Genomic DNA, 19,748 nt, shown 5'->3' with positions numbered 1-19,748 from the left:
ATAGGTTACGCATTTTAAAATCCGATCGCGGTCATAAATTCAGAAATAAACCAAATATCATAATGAGAAGATAAAAATCTGTAATTGCCAGCCCGCCTTTCCACGTTAAAAATTTGCTGCGTCTAAGCAGTGAATGTTTCTTTTATCTCAGCAGCAACATACCCCTACAAAAAGGCCCTATAATTATGAAGATAAAGAACCTGTCCCTTACTCTCTGCACTACTCTGCTGCTTGCCAGCTTTGCCGGGCATGCAAAAGAGGTCAAAATTGGCATGGCGATTGATGACCTCCGTCTGGAGCGCTGGCAAAAAGATCGCGATATTTTTGTGAAAAAAGCCGAATCACTCGGTGCAAGCGTGTTTGTTCAGTCGGCTAACGGCAACGAAGAAACGCAAATGTCGCAAATTGAGAATATGATTAACCGTGGCGTCGATGTGCTGGTCATTATCCCGTATAACGGCCAGGTATTAAGTAACGTAGTGAAAGAAGCCAAACAAGAAGGCATAAAAGTGCTGGCATATGACCGCATGATTAATAATGCGGACATTGATTATTATATTTCGTTCGACAACGAGAAAGTGGGCGAATTACAAGCCAAAAGCCTGATCGATAAAGTGCCTCAGGGAAATTATTTCCTGATGGGCGGCTCTCCTGTTGATAACAACGCCAAACTGTTCCGCCAGGGTCAAATGAAAGTCCTTAAGCCGTATATTGATGACGGTAAGATTAAAGTGGTGGGCGATCAATGGGCTGACGGCTGGCTTCCAGAAAACGCGCTGAAAATTATGGAAAACGCGTTAACGGCCAACAACAACAAAATTGATGCGGTAGTGGCATCCAACGATGCCACCGCAGGCGGTGCCATTCAGGCACTTAGCGCCCAGGGTCTTGCCGGGAAAGTCGCCATTTCTGGTCAGGATGCCGATCTCGCCGGTGTAAAACGCATCATGGCGGGTACGCAAACCATGACGGTTTATAAACCCATCACCGAGCTGGCGAATACGGCAGCTGAAATTGCCGTGGAGCTGGGTAATGGTCAGCAACCCAAAGCAGACGCCACTCTGAACAACGGACTCAAAGATGTTCCGGCTCGCCTGCTCACACCAATCGAAGTCAATAAAGAGAATATTGACGCCACCGTCATCAAAGACGGTTTCCACAAAAAGAGTGAACTGTAATCCAGCGCTGCCCCTGCCCTGCGGGGGCGCATCGACTTGTGCTGTTCTTCCTTCGGGTCATGTGGAGCAGTTATGCCTTATTTATTAGAAATGAAAAGCATCACCAAACGCTTTGGTGCGGTGAAAGCGGTCGACAACGTGAGCCTGCGGTTGAACCCCGGTGAAGTGGTGTCACTGTGCGGCGAAAACGGCTCAGGCAAATCAACACTGATGAAAGTGTTGTGCGGGATCTACCCGCACGGCAGCTACGAGGGCGAAATCGTCTTTGCCGGAGAGGTTATTCAGGCCACACACATTCGCGATACCGAACGTAAAGGCATCGCCATTATTCACCAGGAGCTGGCGCTGGTGAAACATCTCACCGTGCTGGAGAACATTTTCCTGGGAGCCGAAATTTCGCACCACGGCGTACTGGATTACGACACCATGACGCTGCGTTGTGAAAAATTGCTGGCCCAGGTGAGCCTCGCGATTTCACCAGACACGCGCGTGGGTGATTTGGGGCTGGGGCAACAGCAGTTGGTTGAGATCGCGAAGGCACTGAACAAACAGGTGCGTCTGCTGATCCTTGATGAGCCAACCGCCTCACTTACCGAACAGGAAACGGCCGTCCTGCTCAATATCATTCGCGACCTGCAAAACCACGGCATTGCCTGCATCTACATTTCGCACAAGCTCAATGAGGTGAAAGCCATTTCCGACACCATCTGCGTGATCCGCGACGGGCAACACATCGGTACGCGTGAAGCGGCAGGCATGAGTGAAGATGACATCATTACCATGATGGTAGGGCGCGAGCTTACTGCGCTCTACCCGAATGAACCCCACACCGTGGGTGAAGAGGTGTTGCGCGTGGAGAACCTGACCGCCTGGCACCCCGTTAACCGTCATATCAAGCGCGTGAACAATATCGCCTTCTCCCTCCACCGTGGCGAAATCCTCGGCATCGCAGGTCTGGTCGGGGCCGGGCGTACCGAAGCCGTGCAGTGTCTTTTCGGCGTTTGGCCGGGTCGCTGGGAAGGCTCGATTTATATCGACGGGGAACAGGTACGCATCAACAACTGCCAGCAGGCGATTGCCCACGGTATTGCAATGGTGCCTGAAGACCGCAAAAAAGACGGCATCGTACCGGTCATGGCCGTTGGTAAAAACATCACGCTTGCGGCACTCAATCAGTTTTCCGGTGCGCTGAGCAGCCTGGATGATGCCGCAGAACAACAGTGCACTCTCCAGTCACTCGCCAGACTCAAGGTGAAAACATCCTCTCCGGAACTGGCCATTGGCCGGTTGAGCGGTGGTAACCAGCAGAAGGCCATTCTGGCGCGCTGCCTGCTCCTCAACCCGCGAATATTAATCCTGGATGAACCCACTCGCGGGATTGATATCGGTGCGAAATATGAAATCTACAAACTGATTAATCAGCTTGTGCAGCAAGGGATTGCCGTCATTGTCATCTCGTCTGAACTCCCTGAAGTGCTGGGCCTGAGCGACCGCGTGTTGGTCATGCACGAGGGGAAACTGAAAGCCAACCTGATTAACCAGAACCTGACGCAGGAGCAGGTCATGGAAGCCGCCTTAAGGAGCGAACGTCATGTCGAAAAGCAATCCGTCTGATATCAAAGTCGCAGTGCCGACACCCGGCGCATTCGCGGGGCTAAAAGCGCTGAACCTGCAGGTTTTTGTGATGATTGCAGCGATTATCGCCATCATGTTGTTCTTTACCTGGATGACCGATGGCTCTTACCTCAGCGCACGTAATGTCTCTAACCTGCTACGCCAGACTGCCATCACCGGCATTCTGGCCGTGGGAATGGTGTTTGTGATTATCTCAGCGGAAATCGATCTGTCGGTGGGGTCGATGATGGGTCTGCTCGGCGGTGTCGCAGCGATTTTTGACGTCTGGCTCGGCTGGCCGCTGCCGCTGACCGTCGCGGTTACGCTGGTACTGGGGTTATTGCTTGGGACCTGGAACGGCTGGTGGGTTGCATACCGGAAAGTCCCGTCGTTCATCGTTACCCTGGCGGGGATGCTGGCCTTCCGCGGGATATTGATTGGTATCACCAACGGCACCACCGTCTCCCCCACCAGCGCGGCTATGTCGCAGATTGGTCAAAGCTACCTCTCTGATGGCGTGGGCTTTACGATCGGTGTCATGGGCCTGCTGGCATTTGTTGCGTGGCAATGGCGTGGGCGTATGCGCCGTCAGTCGTTGGGTCTGGCTTCGCCAGCGTCCACATCCGTTGTGGGGCGTCAGGCCCTTACTGCTGTAATTGTGCTGGGTGCCATCTGGCTTTTGAATGACTATCGCGGCGTCCCGACCCCGGTACTGCTGCTGGCACTTTTACTGCTGGGCGGAATGTTTATGGCCACGCGCACCGCATTTGGTCGCCGTATTTATGCCATCGGTGGCAACCTTGAAGCCGCGCGTCTTTCGGGTATTAACGTGGAACGCACCAAACTTGCCGTCTTTGCCATCAACGGCCTGATGGTGGCTATTGCGGGGCTGATCCTTAGCTCGCGTCTGGGGGCTGGTTCACCGTCTGCCGGTAACATCGCAGAGCTGGATGCCATCGCCGCCTGCGTCATTGGCGGAACCAGTCTCGCAGGTGGTGTTGGCAGTGTGGCAGGTGCCGTGATGGGGGCATTTATTATGGCTTCGCTGGATAACGGAATGAGTATGATGGACGTCCCGACGTTTTGGCAGTATATCGTGAAAGGTGCCATTCTTTTGCTGGCAGTCTGGATGGACTCGGCAACCAAGCGGCGAGCCTGAGAACAGTATTGTTACTTATGGGATAGTAAGCCATGTTTGAAAAGCGTCACCGCATTACGTTGTTATTCAATGCCAACAAAGCCTACGACCGCCAGGTGGTTGAAGGAGTTGGGGAATATTTGCAGGCGTCGCAATCCGAGTGGGATATTTTCATTGAGGAAGATTTCCGCACTCGCCTCGAGAACATCAAAGACTGGCTGGGCGATGGCGTCATCGCCGACTATGACGATCCGGTAATTGAACAACTGCTGGCTGACGTCGACGTCCCCATTGTGGGCGTCGGCGGCTCTTACCACTCACCCGAGCACTACCCGCCGGTTCACTATATCGCTACCGATAACCACGCGCTGGTAGAGAACGCGTTTCTCCATTTAAAAGAGAAAGGCGTGCACCGCTTCGCCTTTTACGGTTTACCCGTCTCAAGCGGAAAGCGCTGGGCAATGGAGCGTGAGTATGCATTTTGCCAGCTGGTTGCGCAGGAGAAGTATCGTGGGGTGGTCTATCAGGGGCTGGAAACCGCCCCCGAAAACTGGCAGCACGCGCAAAACCGACTGGCAGACTGGCTGCAAACACTGCCGCCGCAAACCGGAATTATTGCGGTAACAGACGCCCGTGCCCGCCACGTGCTACAGGTCTGTGAACATTTGCATATTCCGGTACCCGAAAAGCTGTGCGTGATTGGCATCGATAACGAAGAGCTTACGCGTTACCTTTCGCGCGTGGCACTCTCCTCCGTGGCGCAGGGAACCCGTCAGATGGGTTATCAGGCCGCAAAGTTACTTCATCGCCTGCTGGATAACGAATCCCTGCCGCTCCAGCGTTTGCTGGTTCCCCCTGTGCGCGTGGTAGAACGCCGCTCAACGGATTATCGCTCCTTAAACGATCCGGCCGTCATTCAGGCCATGCACTACATCCGCAACCATGCCTGCAAAGGCATCAAGGTCGATCAGGTGCTGGATTCGGTCGGTATTTCTCGTTCGAATCTGGAAAAACGCTTTAAAGAGGAAGTGGGCGAAACCATTCATGCTGTCATTCATGCGGAAAAACTGGAGAAAGCACGCAGTCTGCTGATCTCCACGTCGCTGTCTATCAACGAAATCTCGCAGATGTGTGGCTACCCGTCGTTGCAGTATTTCTACTCGGTGTTCAGGAAAGAGTATGACACCACGCCAAAGGAGTATCGGGAGCGTTACAGTGAGGTGCTGCTGTAGAAAAGAAAACGCCTTCCATCGGAAGGCGTTTTTTTGGGATTACATATGTGCGGCGATAAGACGCTGATTGTCCTGGAACATAGCAAACAGATAGTTGTTATAGCTCTGTCCCTGGGTGGAATACCCTTTCAGCTTGTGGATCATCGTGCTGGCCGTCAATTCCTGATCCGCTTTACGCAGCTGAGCGCGTGACTTACGGAACGAAGAGTAAGCGGGGTGCGTGTTCAGGTTCACCACATAAGCATTCACGGAATCTTTAACCGATTCAAACTGTGAATAGCCTTTCACTTTACCTGGAGCATCGTTACAACGGCCTTTGACGCATTTCATGCCGAAGAGGTTGTTGTTGCTGCGTGCCAGCTTAGACGTCCCCCAGCCACTTTCGGCGGCAGCCATCGTCGCAACCATGCTGCCTGGGATGATATCCACACGCTCTAAGAGAGAGTTCCACGGCACGTGACGTGTGTTACCGTTCCAGCTCACCTTGTAGCGCTTCGCGATATCTTTCAGACGCGTGCGTTCAGCAGGCGACCAGCGGCTATCGTACTGTTTTGAGATCATCCAGTTACGATCCGCAGTAATCGCGGCATTTTGACTCGTAATGTAAGGCATTACCGTCCGGAGAAACGCTTTTTTCCTTGGTGTCCCGGAAGGGTATTTTCGCAAATCAGGAAGTGAACTACTCTTTGCACTATTGCGAGAATACTCTTGTTTACTGCTAACCTTACTACTTGTCGTCTTTATGACGTGGGCCTTTTTACTCGTTGTATCCGTGTGCGTTTTCGCAAGCACCTCACCTGAAAATGCCACAGTGAGTAACACGAGTAACGTAGCCCCAAATCGTCGAATGGGGGTCGACATCATTAGGTCTCCTGGTCGGATATAAACATTCCAACACCTTATTTTTTTCACAAATTTGAGAGCGGAATCTCAAATCATAACAAAAATAGACTTCAAGAGCATCTAAAGAAATAGTCCAATTCCGAAACTATGTCACCAAAAAACTGCTCACTAAAGCATCATTCCTGAGAAATTGTGTTTGATATCGCAGATAACTCTCTAATTTTGCGCGGGATCACTCATCCTTTCGCATACTCCCGGGAGAAAGCACCAGGGGGATGAGTTTTTCATCAGCGTCAGATGGCACACTGGCTAAAAATGCCGCGACAGGAAAATGGAATGAAACGCACCGCATTAGCTTTTCTGATGTTACCCGCACTGGCACACGCGGGCTGGTCATCGCCGGGGTTTACCACGTTTAATGCCGAAGGCACTGGCGTGTTCACCAGCCAGACAAAGCTGACGAAGGGTACTCGTCCTCTCACTGTGAGTTTTGACAACACGTGCTGGCAGCCAACGGGTGCAATAAAACTTAATGAGATGCTGTCGCTAAAACCCTGTGAGGGCACGCCACCGCAGTGGCGTCTGTTCCGCGACGGTGAGTACCAGATGCGTATCGATACTCGCTCCGGCACACCCACCCTGATGCTGACCATCCAGAGCGCAGCGGAACAACCTGTCGCGAACGTCATCCGCCAGTGTCCGAAATGGGACGGTAAACCGTTGACGCTTGAAGTCAGCAGCACCTTCCCGGAAGGCTCCGTGGTGCGGGATTTCTACAGTAAGCAAACGGCAACGGTGCAGAATGGAAAAATCACCCTTCAGCCTGCCGCCAACAGCAACGGCCTGCTGTTGCTTGAGCGCGCCGAAACAGACAAACCCGCGCAGTTTAGCTGGCAAAACGCCACCGTCTATTTCGTGCTGACCGATCGCTTTGTTAATGGCGATCCCACCAACGACAACAGCTATGGCCGCCACAAAGATGGCATGCAGGAGATTGGTACCTTCCACGGTGGCGATCTTAAAGGGCTTACCGGAAAGCTCGATTATTTGCAGCAACTGGGCGTGAATGCGCTCTGGATCAGCTCCCCGCTGGAGCAGATCCACGGCTGGGTGGGTGGTGGCACCAAAGGCGACTTCCCGCACTACGCCTATCACGGCTACTACACGCAGGACTGGACGAAGCTCGATGCCAACATGGGCACCGAAGATGATTTACGCCATCTGGTCGACGAAGCGCACAAACGTGGTATCCGTATCCTGTTCGACATCGTCATGAACCACACGGGCTACGCCACCCTTGCAGACATGCAGACGTACCAGTTTGGTGCGCTGTATCTGCAGGGTGATGAGCTGAAAAAAACGCTGGGTGAACACTGGACGGACTGGAAGCCGGGTGCCGGTCAAAGCTGGCACAGCTTCAATGATTACATTAACTTCAGCGACAAAGCCGCATGGGAAAAATGGTGGGGTAAAAAATGGATCCGCACCGACATCGGCGATTATGACAACCCCGGCTTTGACGATTTGACCATGTCGCTGGCATTTTTACCGGATCTGAAAACGGAATCCACGACACCTTCCGGCTTGCCAAACTTCTATCAACACAAGCCCGATACCCATGCGAAAGCCATCTCTGGCTACACCCCGCGTGACTACCTGACTCACTGGCTCAGTCAGTGGGTGCGCGACTACGGTATCGACGGTTTCCGTGTTGATACCGCAAAACACGTTGAGCTTGCAGCCTGGCAACAGCTGAAAGACCAGGCAAGCCAGGCGCTGGCCGCGTGGAAAGCCGCGAACCCGGACAAAAAACCCGACAACGCGCCATTCTGGATGACCGGGGAATCCTGGGGCCACGGCGTCATGCAGAGCGATTACTACCGCCACGGTTTCGATGCGATGATCAACTTCGATTACCAGGAGCAGGCGGCAAAAGCGGTGGATTGCCTGGCCGACATGGACATGACCTGGCAGCAGATGGCGGAAAAACTGCAAAGCTTCAATGTTCTGAGCTACCTCTCTTCGCACGATACGCGCCTGTTCCGCGAAGGGGGCCAGCGCGCCGCTGAACTGCTGTTGCTGGCACCGGGCAGTGTACAAATCTACTACGGGGATGAATCTGAGCGTCCATTCGGCCCAACAGGTTCCGACCCGCTACAGGGAACGCGCTCTGATATGAACTGGCAGGACGTCACGGGCAAGGAAGCGGTCACCGTTGCCCACTGGCAGATACTGGGGCAGTTCCGCGCCCGCCATCCGGCCATTGGTGAAGGCAAACAAACCACGCTTTCACTGAAAGAAGGATATGGCTTTGTGCGTGAGCATAATGGCGATAAAGCGATGATAGTGTGGGCGGGTAATCAATAAACAGCCCCTCACGCTACCCCTCTCCCCGAAGGGAGAGGGAACCGCACGGAGCCGTCTTTCCCCCTCGCCCCTTTGGGGAGAGGGGATAAAAAACCACCAGAACAATTCACTGAATAAATATCAATTCTCCCTACAAAACCACAAACCCTCTCTCACCTCTCGATTTGCACCCACACGATGCTAGCGTTATGGTTACCCACTTTCATAATAAGCTCGACAGATCACCTGCTATGACGTTTTCACTTTTCGGCGACAAATTTACCCGCCATTCAGGCATTACCCGCCTGATGGAGGATCTCAACGACGGGCTGCGCACACCGGGCGCAATCATGCTCGGCGGCGGAAACCCGGCTCAAATCCCGGAGATGAATGAGTATTTCCAGACGCTGCTGGCTCAGATGCTGGAAAATGGCAAAGCGACTGAGGCACTGTGCAATTACGACGGCCCTCAGGGTAAAACTGAACTGCTGACACTCCTCGCCGATATGCTGCGTGAAGAGCTGGGTTGGGATATCGAACCACAGAATATTGCACTAACAAACGGCAGCCAGAGCGCGTTTTTCTACTTGTTCAATCTGTTCGCAGGACGTCGCGCCGACGGCACCACCAAAAAGGTACTGTTCCCGTTGGCTCCGGAGTATATCGGCTATGCCGATTCCGGCCTGGAAGAAGACCTGTTCGTCTCAGCGCGCCCGAATATTGAGCTGCTCCCGGAAGGCCAGTTCAAATACCACGTCGATTTTGAACACCTGCATGTGGGCGAAGAGACGGGCATGATCTGCGTATCGCGTCCCACCAACCCGACGGGTAACGTCATCACTGACGACGAGCTGATGAAGCTGGATGCGCTGGCTAATCAGCACGGCATCCCGTTGGTGATCGATAACGCCTATGGCGTACCGTTCCCGGGCATTATCTTCAGCGAAGCACGTCCGCTGTGGAACCCGAACATCGTACTGTGCATGAGCCTCTCCAAGCTGGGCCTGCCAGGCAGCCGCTGCGGCATCATCATCGCCAATGAAAAAATCATCACCGCCATTACCAATATGAACGGCATTATCAGCCTTTCGCCGGGCGGCATTGGCCCGGCGATGATGTGTGAAATGATTAAACGCAACGACCTGCTGCGTCTGTCGAATGACGTGATCAAACCGTTCTATTACCAGCGCGTACAGGAGACGATCGCGATACTTCGCCGTTATTTACCTGAAGAACGCTGCCTGATCCATAAACCAGAGGGAGCGATTTTCCTGTGGCTGTGGTTTAAGGATCTGCCGATTACGACAGAGCTGCTCTATCAGCGCCTGAAAAAACGCGGCGTACTGATGGTGCCGGGTGATTACTTCTTTCCGGGGCTGGATAAACCGTGGCCGCACACGCACCAGTGCATGCGCATGAACTACGTTCCCGACCCGGAAAAAATCGAAGCGGGCGTGAAAATTCTCGCCGAAGAGATTGAAAACGCCTGGCACGAAAACGGCCTGTAGCACCTTACGCCAGGTTACGCAGCCGTTCCGTGCGTAATCTGGCGGGATCGACACAGCTCAGCGCGTGGGTTGGACACGCCTCCACACAGGCAGGTCCGCTCTCGCGATGCGCGCATAAATCACATTTCAACGCCTGAACGTCATTTCCCACCTGCTGAACCTGCATCGCCCCAAACGGGCACGCCACCATACAGCTTTTGCACCCAATACAGCGCGCCTGCTCGACATGCCAGACTCCCGCATTGCGGCGGATCGCCTGTGTCGGGCAGACATTGGCACAGGGAGCATCTTCGCACTGATGACAGCCAACCGCCGTGGTGTACGAACCGCCTTTGACAACCCGAATGCGGGGCGTAAAGGCGTTTGCAGAGACGGAGCCCTGATGCGCCACCGCGCAAGCCACTTCACAGGTGCGACATCCTATGCATCTGGTTGAGTCCGCCACGATAAATCGGTTCATCTGTTACGCCTCGCGCACGTTAAAACCCAGTTCTTTTGAGATAGCCTCTGCCGTTTCACGCAGTGGTTTGAGCAAGTTCTTCTCACCCACCTGCTTCATGCGGGAGGTCGACAGCGAAATGGAGATCGCATACGGCACACGGCCATGAATATCAAACACCGGCACGGCAATACAGGACACACCCAGCTCGTTCTCTTCTTTGTCCATCGCCAGGCTGTGTTCACGGATATCTGCCAGCTCGTCGTACATGGCGCTCAGTTCAGTGATGGTGTTGCGGGTCAACGGCTGGATCTGCTCCTGATGGCTTTCCCAGTAGCTCGCCACATAGTCCTGGTGACCAAACGCCATGTAGATCTTACCCATTGCAGAGCAGTAAAGCGGCATATGCTGGCCGATATACGCGCGCGTACGCAACATGCCGGTTGTCGGCTCCAGCTTGTAAATCAGGATGGCGTGATCGTCTTCACGGCTGGAGAAGTTCACCGTCTCGCCGGTTGCAATGTTCAGCGCCTCAAGGTGTGGTGCCGCCACGTGGATAATGTTCAGCGAGGACAGCGCCTTCTGCCCGACGGCGATAAATTTGGTGGTCAGTCGATAACTCCCCGCAGCAGGAGCCGGGGTAACGTACCCGCACGACTGCAGCCCCTGCAGCAACCGGTGCACGGTGCTCTTATTCAACCCCGCCAGTTCCGATAAGTGTGCAAGCGGACACCCGTTCGGATAGTTACTGAGGATCTCAATCAGCATCAGGCCGCGAAACAAGCTCTGGCTACCCGCTGGCCTCTCTTTTTCTTGCGTCATTTCGCTCTCTTTCATGCTCATCACATGGCTCCTTTTTTATCGCGCCCTGATGGTAGCGCAAAGTGTGGCTCAGTTCACGATCTCAACAGAAAAAACACAACCAGTTGATTTTAATCGATTTTGAAAATCATGAATGCCGTTGATCTGGCAAAATTTGATCGCTATATTTGAAATCAGATTTCGCATAGTGAAATTAAGCGATAAAAAAGCACCCGCACTTGCCCCTAAAAAAACAGGAGAACAGGGATGAAAGTGACCTTTGAAGAGTTAAAAGCGGCGTTCAACCGGGTTCTGCTCGATCGCGGTGTGAAAGCAGACACCGCAGACGCATGCGCTGAGATGTTTGCCCGAACGACAGAATCCGGCGTCTATTCGCACGGCGTGAACCGCTTCCCGCGTTTTATCCAGCAGCTTGATGCAGGCGATATCCTTCCTGACGCCCAGCCAAAGCGGGTGACCACATTAGGTGCCATCGAACAGTGGGATGCCCAGCGTTCCATCGGCAACCTGACAGCGAAAAAGATGATGGATCGCGCCACCGAACTGGCATCCGATCACGGCATCGGCCTGGTGGCACTGCGTAACGCCAACCACTGGATGCGCGGCGGCAGCTACGGCTGGCAGGCGGCGGAGAAAGGTTATATTGGAATTTGCTGGACCAACTCCATTGCCGTCATGCCCGCGTGGGGCTCAAAAGAGTGCTGCATCGGTACGAACCCGTTGATCGTTGCGATTCCCTCCAGCCCCATCACGATGGTCGATATGTCGATGTCGATGTTCTCCTACGGCATGCTGGAAGTGAACCGCCTGGCCGGACGCGAGCTACCGGTGGATGGTGGTTTTGACGATGAGGGCAACCTGACCAGAGAGCCGGGCGTCATTGAGAAAAACCGCCGCATTCTGCCAATGGGCTACTGGAAAGGTTCTGGCCTGTCTGTCGTGCTGGATATGATCGCCACCCTGCTCTCTAACGGCTCCTCCGTCGCGGAAGTGACCCAGGACAACAGTGATGAATATGGTGTATCGCAGATCTTTATCGCCATCGAAGTGGATCGCCTGATCGACGGGCCAACCCGCGATGCCAAACTGCAGCGCATCATGGATTTCATCACGACCGCCGAACGGTCTGATGAAAACCTCGCTATCCGTCTGCCGGGACATGAATTCACGCGCCTGCAGGAAGAGAACCGCCGCAACGGCATTACGGTGGATGACAGCGTGTGGGCGAAAATCCAGTCTCTGTAAGGAGTGGGCCATGATATTCGGACATATTTCGCAGCCAAATCCGTGCCGCCTGCCGCAGGCGATTGAAACAGCGCTCAATTTTCTGCGCTCGACCGATTTTTCTGCGCTGGAGCCGGGCGTGGTGGAAATTGATGGTCGCAATATTTTTGCCCAGGTGCTCGACCTCACCACCAGGGAACCACACGAGAATCGCCCCGAAGTCCACCGCCGTTATCTGGATATTCAGTTTCTGGCATCGGGTGAAGAAAAAATCGGTATCGCTATTGATACCGGGAATAACGAAATAAGCGAATCATTACTGGAACAACGGGATATTATTTTTTATCACAACAGTGAAAATGAATCGTTTATCGAAATGACCCCAGGCAACTACGCCATATTTTTTCCGCAGGATGTTCACCGTCCTGCCTGTATTAAAAACAAGGAAACCACAATTCGTAAAATTGTGGTGAAAGTGGCAATCAGCGAATTACAGTAATTTTCTGATAAATACAGGAAAGCGAAATGACCAACACCGGTTTTATTATTGGTGCGTACCCCTGCGCACCCTCGTTTCACCAGAAAGGGGAACAAGAAGAGCTGGCCTTCTGGCGGGAACTTTCCGACACACCGTACATTCGCGGGCTGGAACAACCTTGCCTTGAAAGCCTCCATCCGTTTGGAGACGAATGGCTGTTTCGCCACACGCCGGGCGACTGGCAAATCGTGGTGACGGCAGTCATGGAAACCATGCGCCGTCGTGGTACCAACGGTGCCTTTGGCCTGGCCTCTGCCGATGAAGAGCAACGTAAAGCCAGCGTCGATTTTTATCGTCACCTGCATCAAAAGATTGATGCCGTGAATTCCCGCTTTCCCGGGAAAGTGAACGCGCTTGAGATGCAGGCCGCGCCACAAGCGGGGAATCCATCTGTCGATCAGGCTACCGAGGCATTTTCCCGCTCGGTTCGCGAAATAGCTGCGTGGGACTGGTCATGCGATCTGGTACTTGAGCACTGTGATGCCATGACAGGTCCCGCACCACGCAAGGGGTTCTTACCCCTGGAGCAGGTACTGGACGTCGTGAAAGGCACAGACATTAGCGTCTGCATTAACTGGGCGCGGTCGGCCATTGAAGGGCGTAACACGACTCTTCCGGTGAACCATGTGCAGGCCGCACTCAGGGCGGGAAAACTGGGCGCGCTGATGTTCTCCGGCACCAGCACTCACGGGGAGTATGGCGAATGGCAGGATCTTCATGCACCATTTTCTTCGCTCTGCGCCGACAGTTTATTGTCCACTGAACAGGCAAAAGCACTCTTTACTGCGGCGAGTGCCGCAACATTGAAATTCTCCGGTATTAAATTACTGGAAATAAATGCTAATGCTGACGTCAGCCATCGCATCGCCATTTTACGCGACGGCATTAGCGCTATGAATAAAGCGAAACAATAACAATAACAAATATCCCTATATCGGTTACATTGACTGAGACATTAAATATGAACACTTCCTCTAATGCTCTACATGCGGATATTCCGCACCAGCGCTGGCTAAGGATCATTCCCCCTATTCTTATCGCCTGCATTATTTCATATATGGACCGTGTGAATATCGCTTTTGCAATGCCCGGCGGTATGGATGAAGAGTTAGGTATTTCCGCCACGATGGCGGGTCTGGCGGGTGGGATCTTCTTTATCGGTTATCTGTTCCTGCAGGTTCCCGGCGGGAAGATTGCCGTTCATGGCAGCGGTAAGAAATTTATCGGCTGGTCGCTGGTCGCCTGGGCGGTGATCTCGGTGCTAACCGGTATCGTCACCAGCCAGTATCAGTTGCTGGTGCTGCGTTTCTTACTCGGTGTGGCGGAAGGTGGGATGCTGCCCGTCGTACTCACCATGATCAGTAACTGGTTCCCTGACGCCGAACGCGGTCGTGCCAATGCGATTGTGATCATGTTCGTACCTATCGCCGGGATCATCACCGCCCCGCTATCAGGCTGGATCATCACCGCGCTCGACTGGCGCTGGCTGTTCATCATTGAAGGGTTGATGTCTGTTGTTGTGCTGGTGCTGTGGGCCTTCACCGTCTATGACCGTCCGCAGGAAGCACGCTGGATCTCAGAGGCCGAGAAGAACTACCTGATGCAAACGCTGGCGGCAGAGCAGAAAGCGATTGCCGGTAAAGAGGTAAAAAATGCCTCATTGGGTGCGGTACTGTCCGACAAAACCATGTGGCAGCTGATCGCCCTGAACTTCTTCTACCAGACCGGGATTTACGGCTACACCCTCTGGCTGCCGACCATCCTGAAAGAACTTACGCATACCAGTATCGGCCAGGTGGGGATGCTCGCCATTCTGCCTTACATCGGTGCCATTGCGGGCATGTTCCTGTTCTCCTCGCTCTCTGACCGTACCGGCAAGCGCAAGCTGTTTGTCTCTCTGCCGCTGATTGGCTTTGCGCTCTGCATGTTCCTCTCCGTGGCGCTGAAAGAAAACACCTGGCTGGCTTATGCCGCGCTGGTGGGTTGCGGGTTCTTCCTGCAGTCGGCAGCGGGTGTGTTCTGGACCATTCCGGCGCGTTTGTTCAGTGCGGAAATGGCAGGCGGTGCGCGCGGCGTCATCAACGCGCTGGGCAACCTCGGCGGGTTTTGTGGCCCTTATGCGGTGGGCGTGTTGATCACCCTGTACAGCAAAGATGCGGGGGTTTATTGCCTGGCGGTGTCCCTGGCACTGGCCTCACTGCTGGCCCTGCTGTTACCAGCGAAATGCGATACCGGCTCAGAAACGACCCCCACGGTGAACCCGCATAAACATGCGGCCTGATGCCCTCACCCAACCCTCTCCCACGCGGAGAGGGTGCAAGACAAGAGAATCAAAAGATGAGTGAAAAAGAGCCCTTCTGGCTGGGTATCGATTGTGGCGGTACTTATCTGAAAGCCGGTTTATACAACAGCCAGGGCAAAGAAATCTGTATTGAACGCCGTTCGGTTGCCACGCTCAGCCCGCGCCCTGGCTACGCCGAACGGGATATGCACCAGCTATGGCAGCATTGCCATACTACCGTCGCCACACTGCTCAAAAATGCCCATGTTTCTGGCGAACAAATCAAGGGTTTGGGTATCTCCGCTCAGGGTAAGGGGCTGTTTCTTCTCGATAAAAATGACCAACCGCTGGGAAATGCCATGCTCTCCTCTGACCGCCGGGCACTGGAGATTGTTCAGCGCTGGCAGCAGGACGGCATTCCCGAAAAACTCTATCCGCATACGCGTCAGACATTATGGACAGGGCACCCGGCCTCGCTCCTGCGCTGGGTCAAAGAGAACGAGCCGCAGCGCTACCAACAGATCGGCTGCGTGATGATGGCGCACGACTATCTGCGCTGGTGCCTCACGGGCGTGAAAGGTTGCGAAGAGAGCAACATTTCAGAGTCCAACCTCTACAACATGAACACCGGTCACTATGACCCACAACTCACGCGCTGGCTTGGCATTAGTGAAATCGATGGCGCACTGCCACCGGTTGTCGGTTCAGCAGACATTTGCGGAGGAATCACCGCTCAGGCAGCCGCTCTGACCGGTCTTACGGCGGGAACGCCCGTCGTGGGTGGTCTGTTTGATGTGGTTTCTACCGCGATCTGCGCCGGACTGCACGACGAACATACGCTAAACGCCGTGATGGGTACCTGGGCCGTCACCAGCGGAATTGCCAACGGCATCCGCGACAACGAACCGTTCCCTTATGTCTATGGCCGCTATGTGCATCCGCTGCAATACATTGTTCACGAAGCCAGCCCCACCTCTTCCGGCAACCTGGAGTGGCTGACCGCACAGTGGGGCGATATGTCGTTCAGTGAAATCAACCAGGCTGTTTCCAGCCTGCCGAAGGCTGAAAGCGATGTGTTCTTCCTGCCCTTTCTTTATGGCAGCAACGCTGGCCTGGAGATGACCAGCGGTTTTTACGGCATGCAGGCGCTGCACACCCGCGCGCATCTGCTGCAGGCGGTTTACGAGGGCGTGGTATTCAGCCATATGACCCATCTCAACCGCATGCTCGAACGCTTTACCCACGTGCAGACGCTGCGCGTTACGGGCGGCCCAACCCATTCGGATGTATGGATGCAAATGCTCGCTGACGTCAGTGGTCTGGCGATTGAACTGCCTCAGGTGGAAGAGACGGGGTGTTCCGGTGCGGCACTGGCTGCACTGGTCGGCACCGGTATGTATCCCGATTTCCACACAGCGCAGCACGCCCTCAGACATGACATTCGGATCATTGAACCCGATATGCACGCCCATGCGGCCTATCAGCACAAATACCACCGTTACCAGTTACTGATTTCAGCACTACAGGGCTATCACGCCCGCGTTAAGGAGTACGACCTATGAGCCGACCATTACTGCAGCTGGCGCTCGACCATACCTCACTTCAGGCCGCTCAGCGCGATGTCGCTTTGCTTTCAGACCACGTCGATATCGTCGAAGCAGGCACCATTTTGTGTCTGACTGAAGGGCTGAACGCCGTGAAGGCACTGCGCGAGCAGTGCCCGGAAAAGATTATCGTGGCGGACTGGAAAGTGGCCGATGCCGGAGAAACACTGGCTGAGCAGGCGTTTGGCGCGGGGGCGAACTGGATGACCATCATCTGCGCCGCGCCGCTGGCAACCGTCGAAAAAGGTCATGAGGTGGCACTGCGCTGCGGCGGTGAAATTCAGATGGAGCTGTTTGGCAACTGGACGCTGGACGACGCCCGCGCCTGGCACCGCGTCGGCGTGAAGCAGGCAATCTACCACCGTGGGCGTGACGCGCAGGCCAGCGGTCAGCAGTGGGGCGAAGCGGATCTCACCAGAATGAAAGCGCTCTCTGATATTGGTTTACAGCTCTCGATCACCGGCGGCATTACCCCCGCTGACCTGCCGCTGTTTAAACAGATTAACGTCAAAGCGTTCATTGCCGGGCGTGCGCTGGCAGGGGCGATCCATCCGCAGCAGGTGGCACATGCCTTCCATTCACAAATCCGCGACATCTGGGGAGAGTAGCCATGCGTCAGCATCCGTTAGGTATCTACGAAAAAGCGTTGCCGAAAACACTCACCTGGCCGGAGCGTCTGGTTCTGGCAAAAAGCTGCGGGTTTGATTTTGTCGAAATGTCGGTCGATGAGACTGACGAACGGTTATCGCGCCTCGAATGGAGCACCACGCAGCGCGCCTCGCTGGTTGAAGCGATGCTGGAAACCGGCGTGTCGATCCCCTCGATGTGTTTGTCCGCTCACCGCCGTTTTCCGTTTGGCAGCCGGGATAAAACCGTGCGCGAACGCGCCCGCGAGATCATGACCAAAGCCATCAAACTGGCGCGCGATTTAGGGATCCGCACCATCCAGCTTGCGGGTTATGACGTCTACTACGAAGAACACGATGAGGGCACTCAGCAACGCTTCGCCGAAGGGCTGGCGTGGGCCGTCGAGCAAGCTGCCGCCGCGCAGGTGATGCTGGCGGTGGAGATCATGGACACCGCGTTTATGAATTCCATCAGCAAGTGGAAAAAATGGGATGAGATGCTCGCATCACCGTGGTTCAGCGTTTACCCGGACGTCGGCAACCTGAGCGCGTGGGGCAACGATGTCACCGCCGAGCTGACGCTGGGTATTGACCGTATCGCCGCGATCCACCTGAAAGATACCCAACCCGTGACGGCACAAAGCCCCGGACAATTCCGCGACGTGCCGTTTGGTGAGGGCTGCGTCGATTTTGTGGGCGTGTTTAACACGCTCAATCAGCTGAACTATCGCGGCGCATTTCTGATTGAAATGTGGACCGAAAAAGCGAAAGAGCCGGTGCTGGAAATCATCCAGGCACGCCGCTGGATTGAAGCCCGTATGCAGGAAGGAGGCATGACATGTTAGAACAACTCAAAGCCGACGTGCTGGCGGCAAACCTGGCGCTGCCCGCCCACCAGCTGGTGACGTTTACCTGGGGCAACGTCAGCGCGGTTGATCGCGAAAGCGGCCTGATGGTGATCAAACCTTCCGGCGTGGAGTATGACGTAATGACCGCGGAAGATATGGTGGTGGTAAATATCGCCACAGGTAACGTGGTCGAGGGCAGCAAAAAACCCTCCTCCGACACGCCAACCCACCTTGCGCTGTACCGGCGTTACCCGGAGATTGGCGGTATTGTTCATACTCACTCCCGCCACGCGACTATCTGGTCGCAGGCGGGGCAAGATTTACCGGCCTGGGGCACCACCCACGCCGACTACTTCTACGGGGCAATCCCCTGTACACGGCTGATGACCACGGCTGAAATTGCAGGGGAGTACGAATACCAGACGGGGGAAGTGATCATTAAAACCTTCGAGGAACGCGATTTAAGCCCGATGCAGATCCCGGCGGTGCTGGTGCATTCCCACGGCCCGTTTACCTGGGGTAAAGATGCCGCCGATGCCGTACACAACGCTGTGGTGCTGGAAGAATGCGCATATATGGGCCTGTTCTCGCGCCAGCTTGCACCACAATTACCGGTTATGCAGCAGGCATTGCTGGACAAGCATTATCTGCGTAAACACGGGGTGAATGCGTATTACGGGCAGTGATCACCCGGAATTGATGCGTTCCTTGCAGTACCGCCGTTTCCAGACGGCGGGGGTTAACCCCGTGTACTTCGAAAATATCTGCCGGAAATACCCGACATCATTAAAGCCGCAGCGGGTTGCCACTTCGGTTAATGATGCCGCATCATTCAGCAGCAACTTTTCTGCCGCCCTGACGCGCTGGCGATGAATCGCCTCCGTCAGGGTTAAATGAAATGTCCGGCGAAATACGCGCCCCAGGTAATCTGCATTACAGTGCAGCTCTTTTGCCAGCTGCGAGGTGGATAACGGTAAATGAAACTGCGTGCGAATACGTTGTTTTGCCTTCCACGCTAATGCTGCACCGGCTTCATCGGCATTGTCTTCATATCCCGAAGAGATCGACACTTGCTGTAAAATCAGCAATAAAATCATTTCCAGCGCTACGCTTCGCTGCAATTTCTCCTGCTCACTCAGGAATTGCCGAAAAAGGGCAATCACATATTGTGCATCTCTCACACAGCAGTGTTGTTCTATTGTCAGAGGAGAAGCATTTGGCAAAAGTGGCGGCATACGCTCAACCTCAAAATGCAGCCAGTAAAACCGAAGGTCAGCCGGAAAATCTTCGGTTCCCACGTGCCGGCGATCCGGCCAGAGCAGTAAACTTTCCCCCGCCTTCACCTCAAAAAGTGTGTTTTCCTCCTGGATCGATAATGTCCCCTTTTCGACAAAGATAATTTCCCACGATGTTAATTTACGCGCCGGATGACGGCCCACTCCCCGGGAAATAAATAACCCGCCATTTTGTACTTTAATCGGAAGCGCTATGGATAATTCAAGCATCG

The 19,748-nt window shown here is 54.4% G+C and carries 18 protein-coding genes; 14 read left to right on the top strand and 4 right to left on the bottom strand.

The window, feature by feature from the left end; translation table 11 throughout:
* Positions 1-185: 185 nt before the first annotated feature.
* The 4 genes from xylF to xylR all read left to right on the top strand — a co-directional run bounded on the left by xylF (position 186) and on the right by xylR (position 5,162).
* Positions 186-1,178: a D-xylose ABC transporter substrate-binding protein gene (xylF, locus tag ACJ9N4_RS14210; protein WP_182273056.1), complete on the top strand. Its 993-nt coding sequence runs from the start codon at positions 186-188 to the stop codon at positions 1,176-1,178.
* Between the two features lie 72 nt (positions 1,179-1,250).
* Positions 1,251-2,792 (top strand): xylose ABC transporter ATP-binding protein, encoded by a 1,542-nt coding sequence (locus ACJ9N4_RS14205; RefSeq protein ID WP_182919221.1) that lies wholly within the window; start codon positions 1,251-1,253, stop codon positions 2,790-2,792.
* Complete coding sequence (gene xylH, locus ACJ9N4_RS14200; protein ID WP_182273058.1) at positions 2,770-3,951, top strand: xylose ABC transporter permease XylH; 1,182 nt, start codon at positions 2,770-2,772, stop codon at positions 3,949-3,951. The genes ACJ9N4_RS14205 and xylH overlap by 23 nt, the downstream gene beginning before the upstream one ends.
* Before the next feature lie 32 nt (positions 3,952-3,983).
* Positions 3,984-5,162: a D-xylose utilization transcriptional activator XylR gene (gene xylR, locus ACJ9N4_RS14195; RefSeq protein WP_182919220.1), complete on the top strand. Its 1,179-nt coding sequence runs from the start codon at positions 3,984-3,986 to the stop codon at positions 5,160-5,162.
* 39 nt (positions 5,163-5,201) lie between these two features.
* Here xylR and ACJ9N4_RS14190 read toward each other — a convergent pair whose 3' ends face one another.
* A complete protein-coding gene (locus tag ACJ9N4_RS14190) occupies positions 5,202-6,026 on the bottom strand; it encodes a protein bax (RefSeq protein ID WP_182273060.1) in 825 nt (274 codons plus the stop codon).
* Between the two features lie 315 nt (positions 6,027-6,341).
* Between ACJ9N4_RS14190 and ACJ9N4_RS14185 the strand changes: the two genes are divergently transcribed.
* A complete protein-coding gene (locus ACJ9N4_RS14185; RefSeq protein ID WP_182273061.1) occupies positions 6,342-8,372 on the top strand; it encodes an alpha-amylase in 2,031 nt (676 codons plus the stop codon).
* A gap of 230 nt (positions 8,373-8,602) precedes the next feature.
* Entirely contained in the window at positions 8,603-9,859 is a 1,257-nt protein-coding gene (gene avtA / locus ACJ9N4_RS14180) for a valine--pyruvate transaminase (protein ID WP_182273062.1), read from the top strand.
* A gap of 4 nt (positions 9,860-9,863) precedes the next feature.
* Here avtA and ACJ9N4_RS14175 read toward each other — a convergent pair whose 3' ends face one another.
* Both ACJ9N4_RS14175 and yiaJ read right to left on the bottom strand, forming a co-directional pair.
* Positions 9,864-10,319, bottom strand: coding sequence for a 4Fe-4S dicluster domain-containing protein (locus ACJ9N4_RS14175; RefSeq protein ID WP_182273063.1), 456 nt, complete (start codon positions 10,317-10,319; stop codon positions 9,864-9,866).
* 3 nt (positions 10,320-10,322) lie between these two features.
* Complete coding sequence (gene yiaJ, locus ACJ9N4_RS14170) at positions 10,323-11,141, bottom strand: IclR family transcriptional regulator YiaJ (RefSeq protein WP_182273064.1); 819 nt, start codon at positions 11,139-11,141, stop codon at positions 10,323-10,325.
* 225 nt (positions 11,142-11,366) lie between these two features.
* Between yiaJ and yiaK the strand changes: the two genes are divergently transcribed.
* The 8 genes from yiaK to araD are packed head-to-tail and all read left to right on the top strand — an operon-like array spanning position 11,367 to position 18,927.
* Positions 11,367-12,365 (top strand): 3-dehydro-L-gulonate 2-dehydrogenase, encoded by a 999-nt coding sequence (yiaK, locus tag ACJ9N4_RS14165; protein WP_182273065.1) that lies wholly within the window; start codon positions 11,367-11,369, stop codon positions 12,363-12,365.
* Positions 12,366-12,375: 10 nt separating this feature from the next.
* Entirely contained in the window at positions 12,376-12,843 is a 468-nt protein-coding gene (locus tag ACJ9N4_RS14160; RefSeq protein WP_182919219.1) for a YhcH/YjgK/YiaL family protein, read from the top strand.
* A 26-nt stretch (positions 12,844-12,869) separates the two neighbouring features.
* Positions 12,870-13,796, top strand: coding sequence for a DUF4862 family protein (locus tag ACJ9N4_RS14155; RefSeq protein ID WP_182919218.1), 927 nt, complete (start codon positions 12,870-12,872; stop codon positions 13,794-13,796).
* Positions 13,797-13,843: 47 nt separating this feature from the next.
* Positions 13,844-15,163, top strand: coding sequence for an MFS transporter (locus ACJ9N4_RS14150; RefSeq protein WP_182273067.1), 1,320 nt, complete (start codon positions 13,844-13,846; stop codon positions 15,161-15,163).
* A 56-nt stretch (positions 15,164-15,219) separates the two neighbouring features.
* The gene (locus ACJ9N4_RS14145) at positions 15,220-16,725 is read left to right on the top strand and encodes an FGGY-family carbohydrate kinase (protein ID WP_182919217.1); all 1,506 of its coding nucleotides are present in this window, start codon (positions 15,220-15,222) and stop codon (positions 16,723-16,725) included.
* Positions 16,722-17,375, top strand: coding sequence for a 3-keto-L-gulonate-6-phosphate decarboxylase UlaD (ulaD, locus tag ACJ9N4_RS14140; protein ID WP_182273069.1), 654 nt, complete (start codon positions 16,722-16,724; stop codon positions 17,373-17,375). The genes ACJ9N4_RS14145 and ulaD overlap by 4 nt, the downstream gene beginning before the upstream one ends.
* 2 nt (positions 17,376-17,377) lie before the next feature.
* Positions 17,378-18,238, top strand: coding sequence for an L-ribulose-5-phosphate 3-epimerase (locus tag ACJ9N4_RS14135; RefSeq protein WP_411500576.1), 861 nt, complete (start codon positions 17,378-17,380; stop codon positions 18,236-18,238).
* A complete protein-coding gene (gene araD, locus ACJ9N4_RS14130; protein WP_182273071.1) occupies positions 18,232-18,927 on the top strand; it encodes an L-ribulose-5-phosphate 4-epimerase in 696 nt (231 codons plus the stop codon). The genes ACJ9N4_RS14135 and araD overlap by 7 nt, the downstream gene beginning before the upstream one ends.
* Here araD and ACJ9N4_RS14125 read toward each other — a convergent pair whose 3' ends face one another.
* The gene (locus ACJ9N4_RS14125) at positions 18,928-19,746 is read right to left on the bottom strand and encodes a helix-turn-helix domain-containing protein (protein ID WP_182273072.1); all 819 of its coding nucleotides are present in this window, start codon (positions 19,744-19,746) and stop codon (positions 18,928-18,930) included. It abuts the gene before it with no gap.
* Positions 19,747-19,748 lie beyond the last annotated feature (2 nt).

It is taken from the genome of Enterobacter sp. LM3, assembly GCF_046622475.1.
Lineage (GTDB): Bacteria > Pseudomonadota > Gammaproteobacteria > Enterobacterales > Enterobacteriaceae > Enterobacter > Enterobacter cloacae_P.
This window is presented reverse-complemented; position numbering and strand designations above follow the sequence as displayed.

Bases quoted from the DNA above. Each gene is read 5' to 3' on its own strand.
- xylF (WP_182273056.1), top strand. From the start codon at position 186: ATGAAGATAAAGAACCTGTCCCTTACTCTCTGCACTACTCTGCTGCTT.
- ACJ9N4_RS14205 (WP_182919221.1), top strand. From the start codon at position 1,251: ATGCCTTATTTATTAGAAATGAAAAGCATCACCAAACGCTTTGGTGCG.
- xylH (WP_182273058.1), top strand. From the start codon at position 2,770: ATGTCGAAAAGCAATCCGTCTGATATCAAAGTCGCAGTGCCGACACCC.
- xylR (WP_182919220.1), top strand. From the start codon at position 3,984: ATGTTTGAAAAGCGTCACCGCATTACGTTGTTATTCAATGCCAACAAA.
- ACJ9N4_RS14190 (WP_182273060.1), bottom strand. From the start codon at position 6,026: ATGATGTCGACCCCCATTCGACGATTTGGGGCTACGTTACTCGTGTTA.
- ACJ9N4_RS14185 (WP_182273061.1), top strand. From the start codon at position 6,342: ATGAAACGCACCGCATTAGCTTTTCTGATGTTACCCGCACTGGCACAC.
- avtA (WP_182273062.1), top strand. From the start codon at position 8,603: ATGACGTTTTCACTTTTCGGCGACAAATTTACCCGCCATTCAGGCATT.
- ACJ9N4_RS14175 (WP_182273063.1), bottom strand. From the start codon at position 10,319: ATGAACCGATTTATCGTGGCGGACTCAACCAGATGCATAGGATGTCGC.
- yiaJ (WP_182273064.1), bottom strand. From the start codon at position 11,141: ATGAGCATGAAAGAGAGCGAAATGACGCAAGAAAAAGAGAGGCCAGCG.
- yiaK (WP_182273065.1), top strand. From the start codon at position 11,367: ATGAAAGTGACCTTTGAAGAGTTAAAAGCGGCGTTCAACCGGGTTCTG.
- ACJ9N4_RS14160 (WP_182919219.1), top strand. From the start codon at position 12,376: ATGATATTCGGACATATTTCGCAGCCAAATCCGTGCCGCCTGCCGCAG.
- ACJ9N4_RS14155 (WP_182919218.1), top strand. From the start codon at position 12,870: ATGACCAACACCGGTTTTATTATTGGTGCGTACCCCTGCGCACCCTCG.
- ACJ9N4_RS14150 (WP_182273067.1), top strand. From the start codon at position 13,844: ATGAACACTTCCTCTAATGCTCTACATGCGGATATTCCGCACCAGCGC.
- ACJ9N4_RS14145 (WP_182919217.1), top strand. From the start codon at position 15,220: ATGAGTGAAAAAGAGCCCTTCTGGCTGGGTATCGATTGTGGCGGTACT.
- ulaD (WP_182273069.1), top strand. From the start codon at position 16,722: ATGAGCCGACCATTACTGCAGCTGGCGCTCGACCATACCTCACTTCAG.
- ACJ9N4_RS14135 (WP_411500576.1), top strand. From the start codon at position 17,378: ATGCGTCAGCATCCGTTAGGTATCTACGAAAAAGCGTTGCCGAAAACA.
- araD (WP_182273071.1), top strand. From the start codon at position 18,232: ATGTTAGAACAACTCAAAGCCGACGTGCTGGCGGCAAACCTGGCGCTG.
- ACJ9N4_RS14125 (WP_182273072.1), bottom strand. From the start codon at position 19,746: ATGCTTGAATTATCCATAGCGCTTCCGATTAAAGTACAAAATGGCGGG.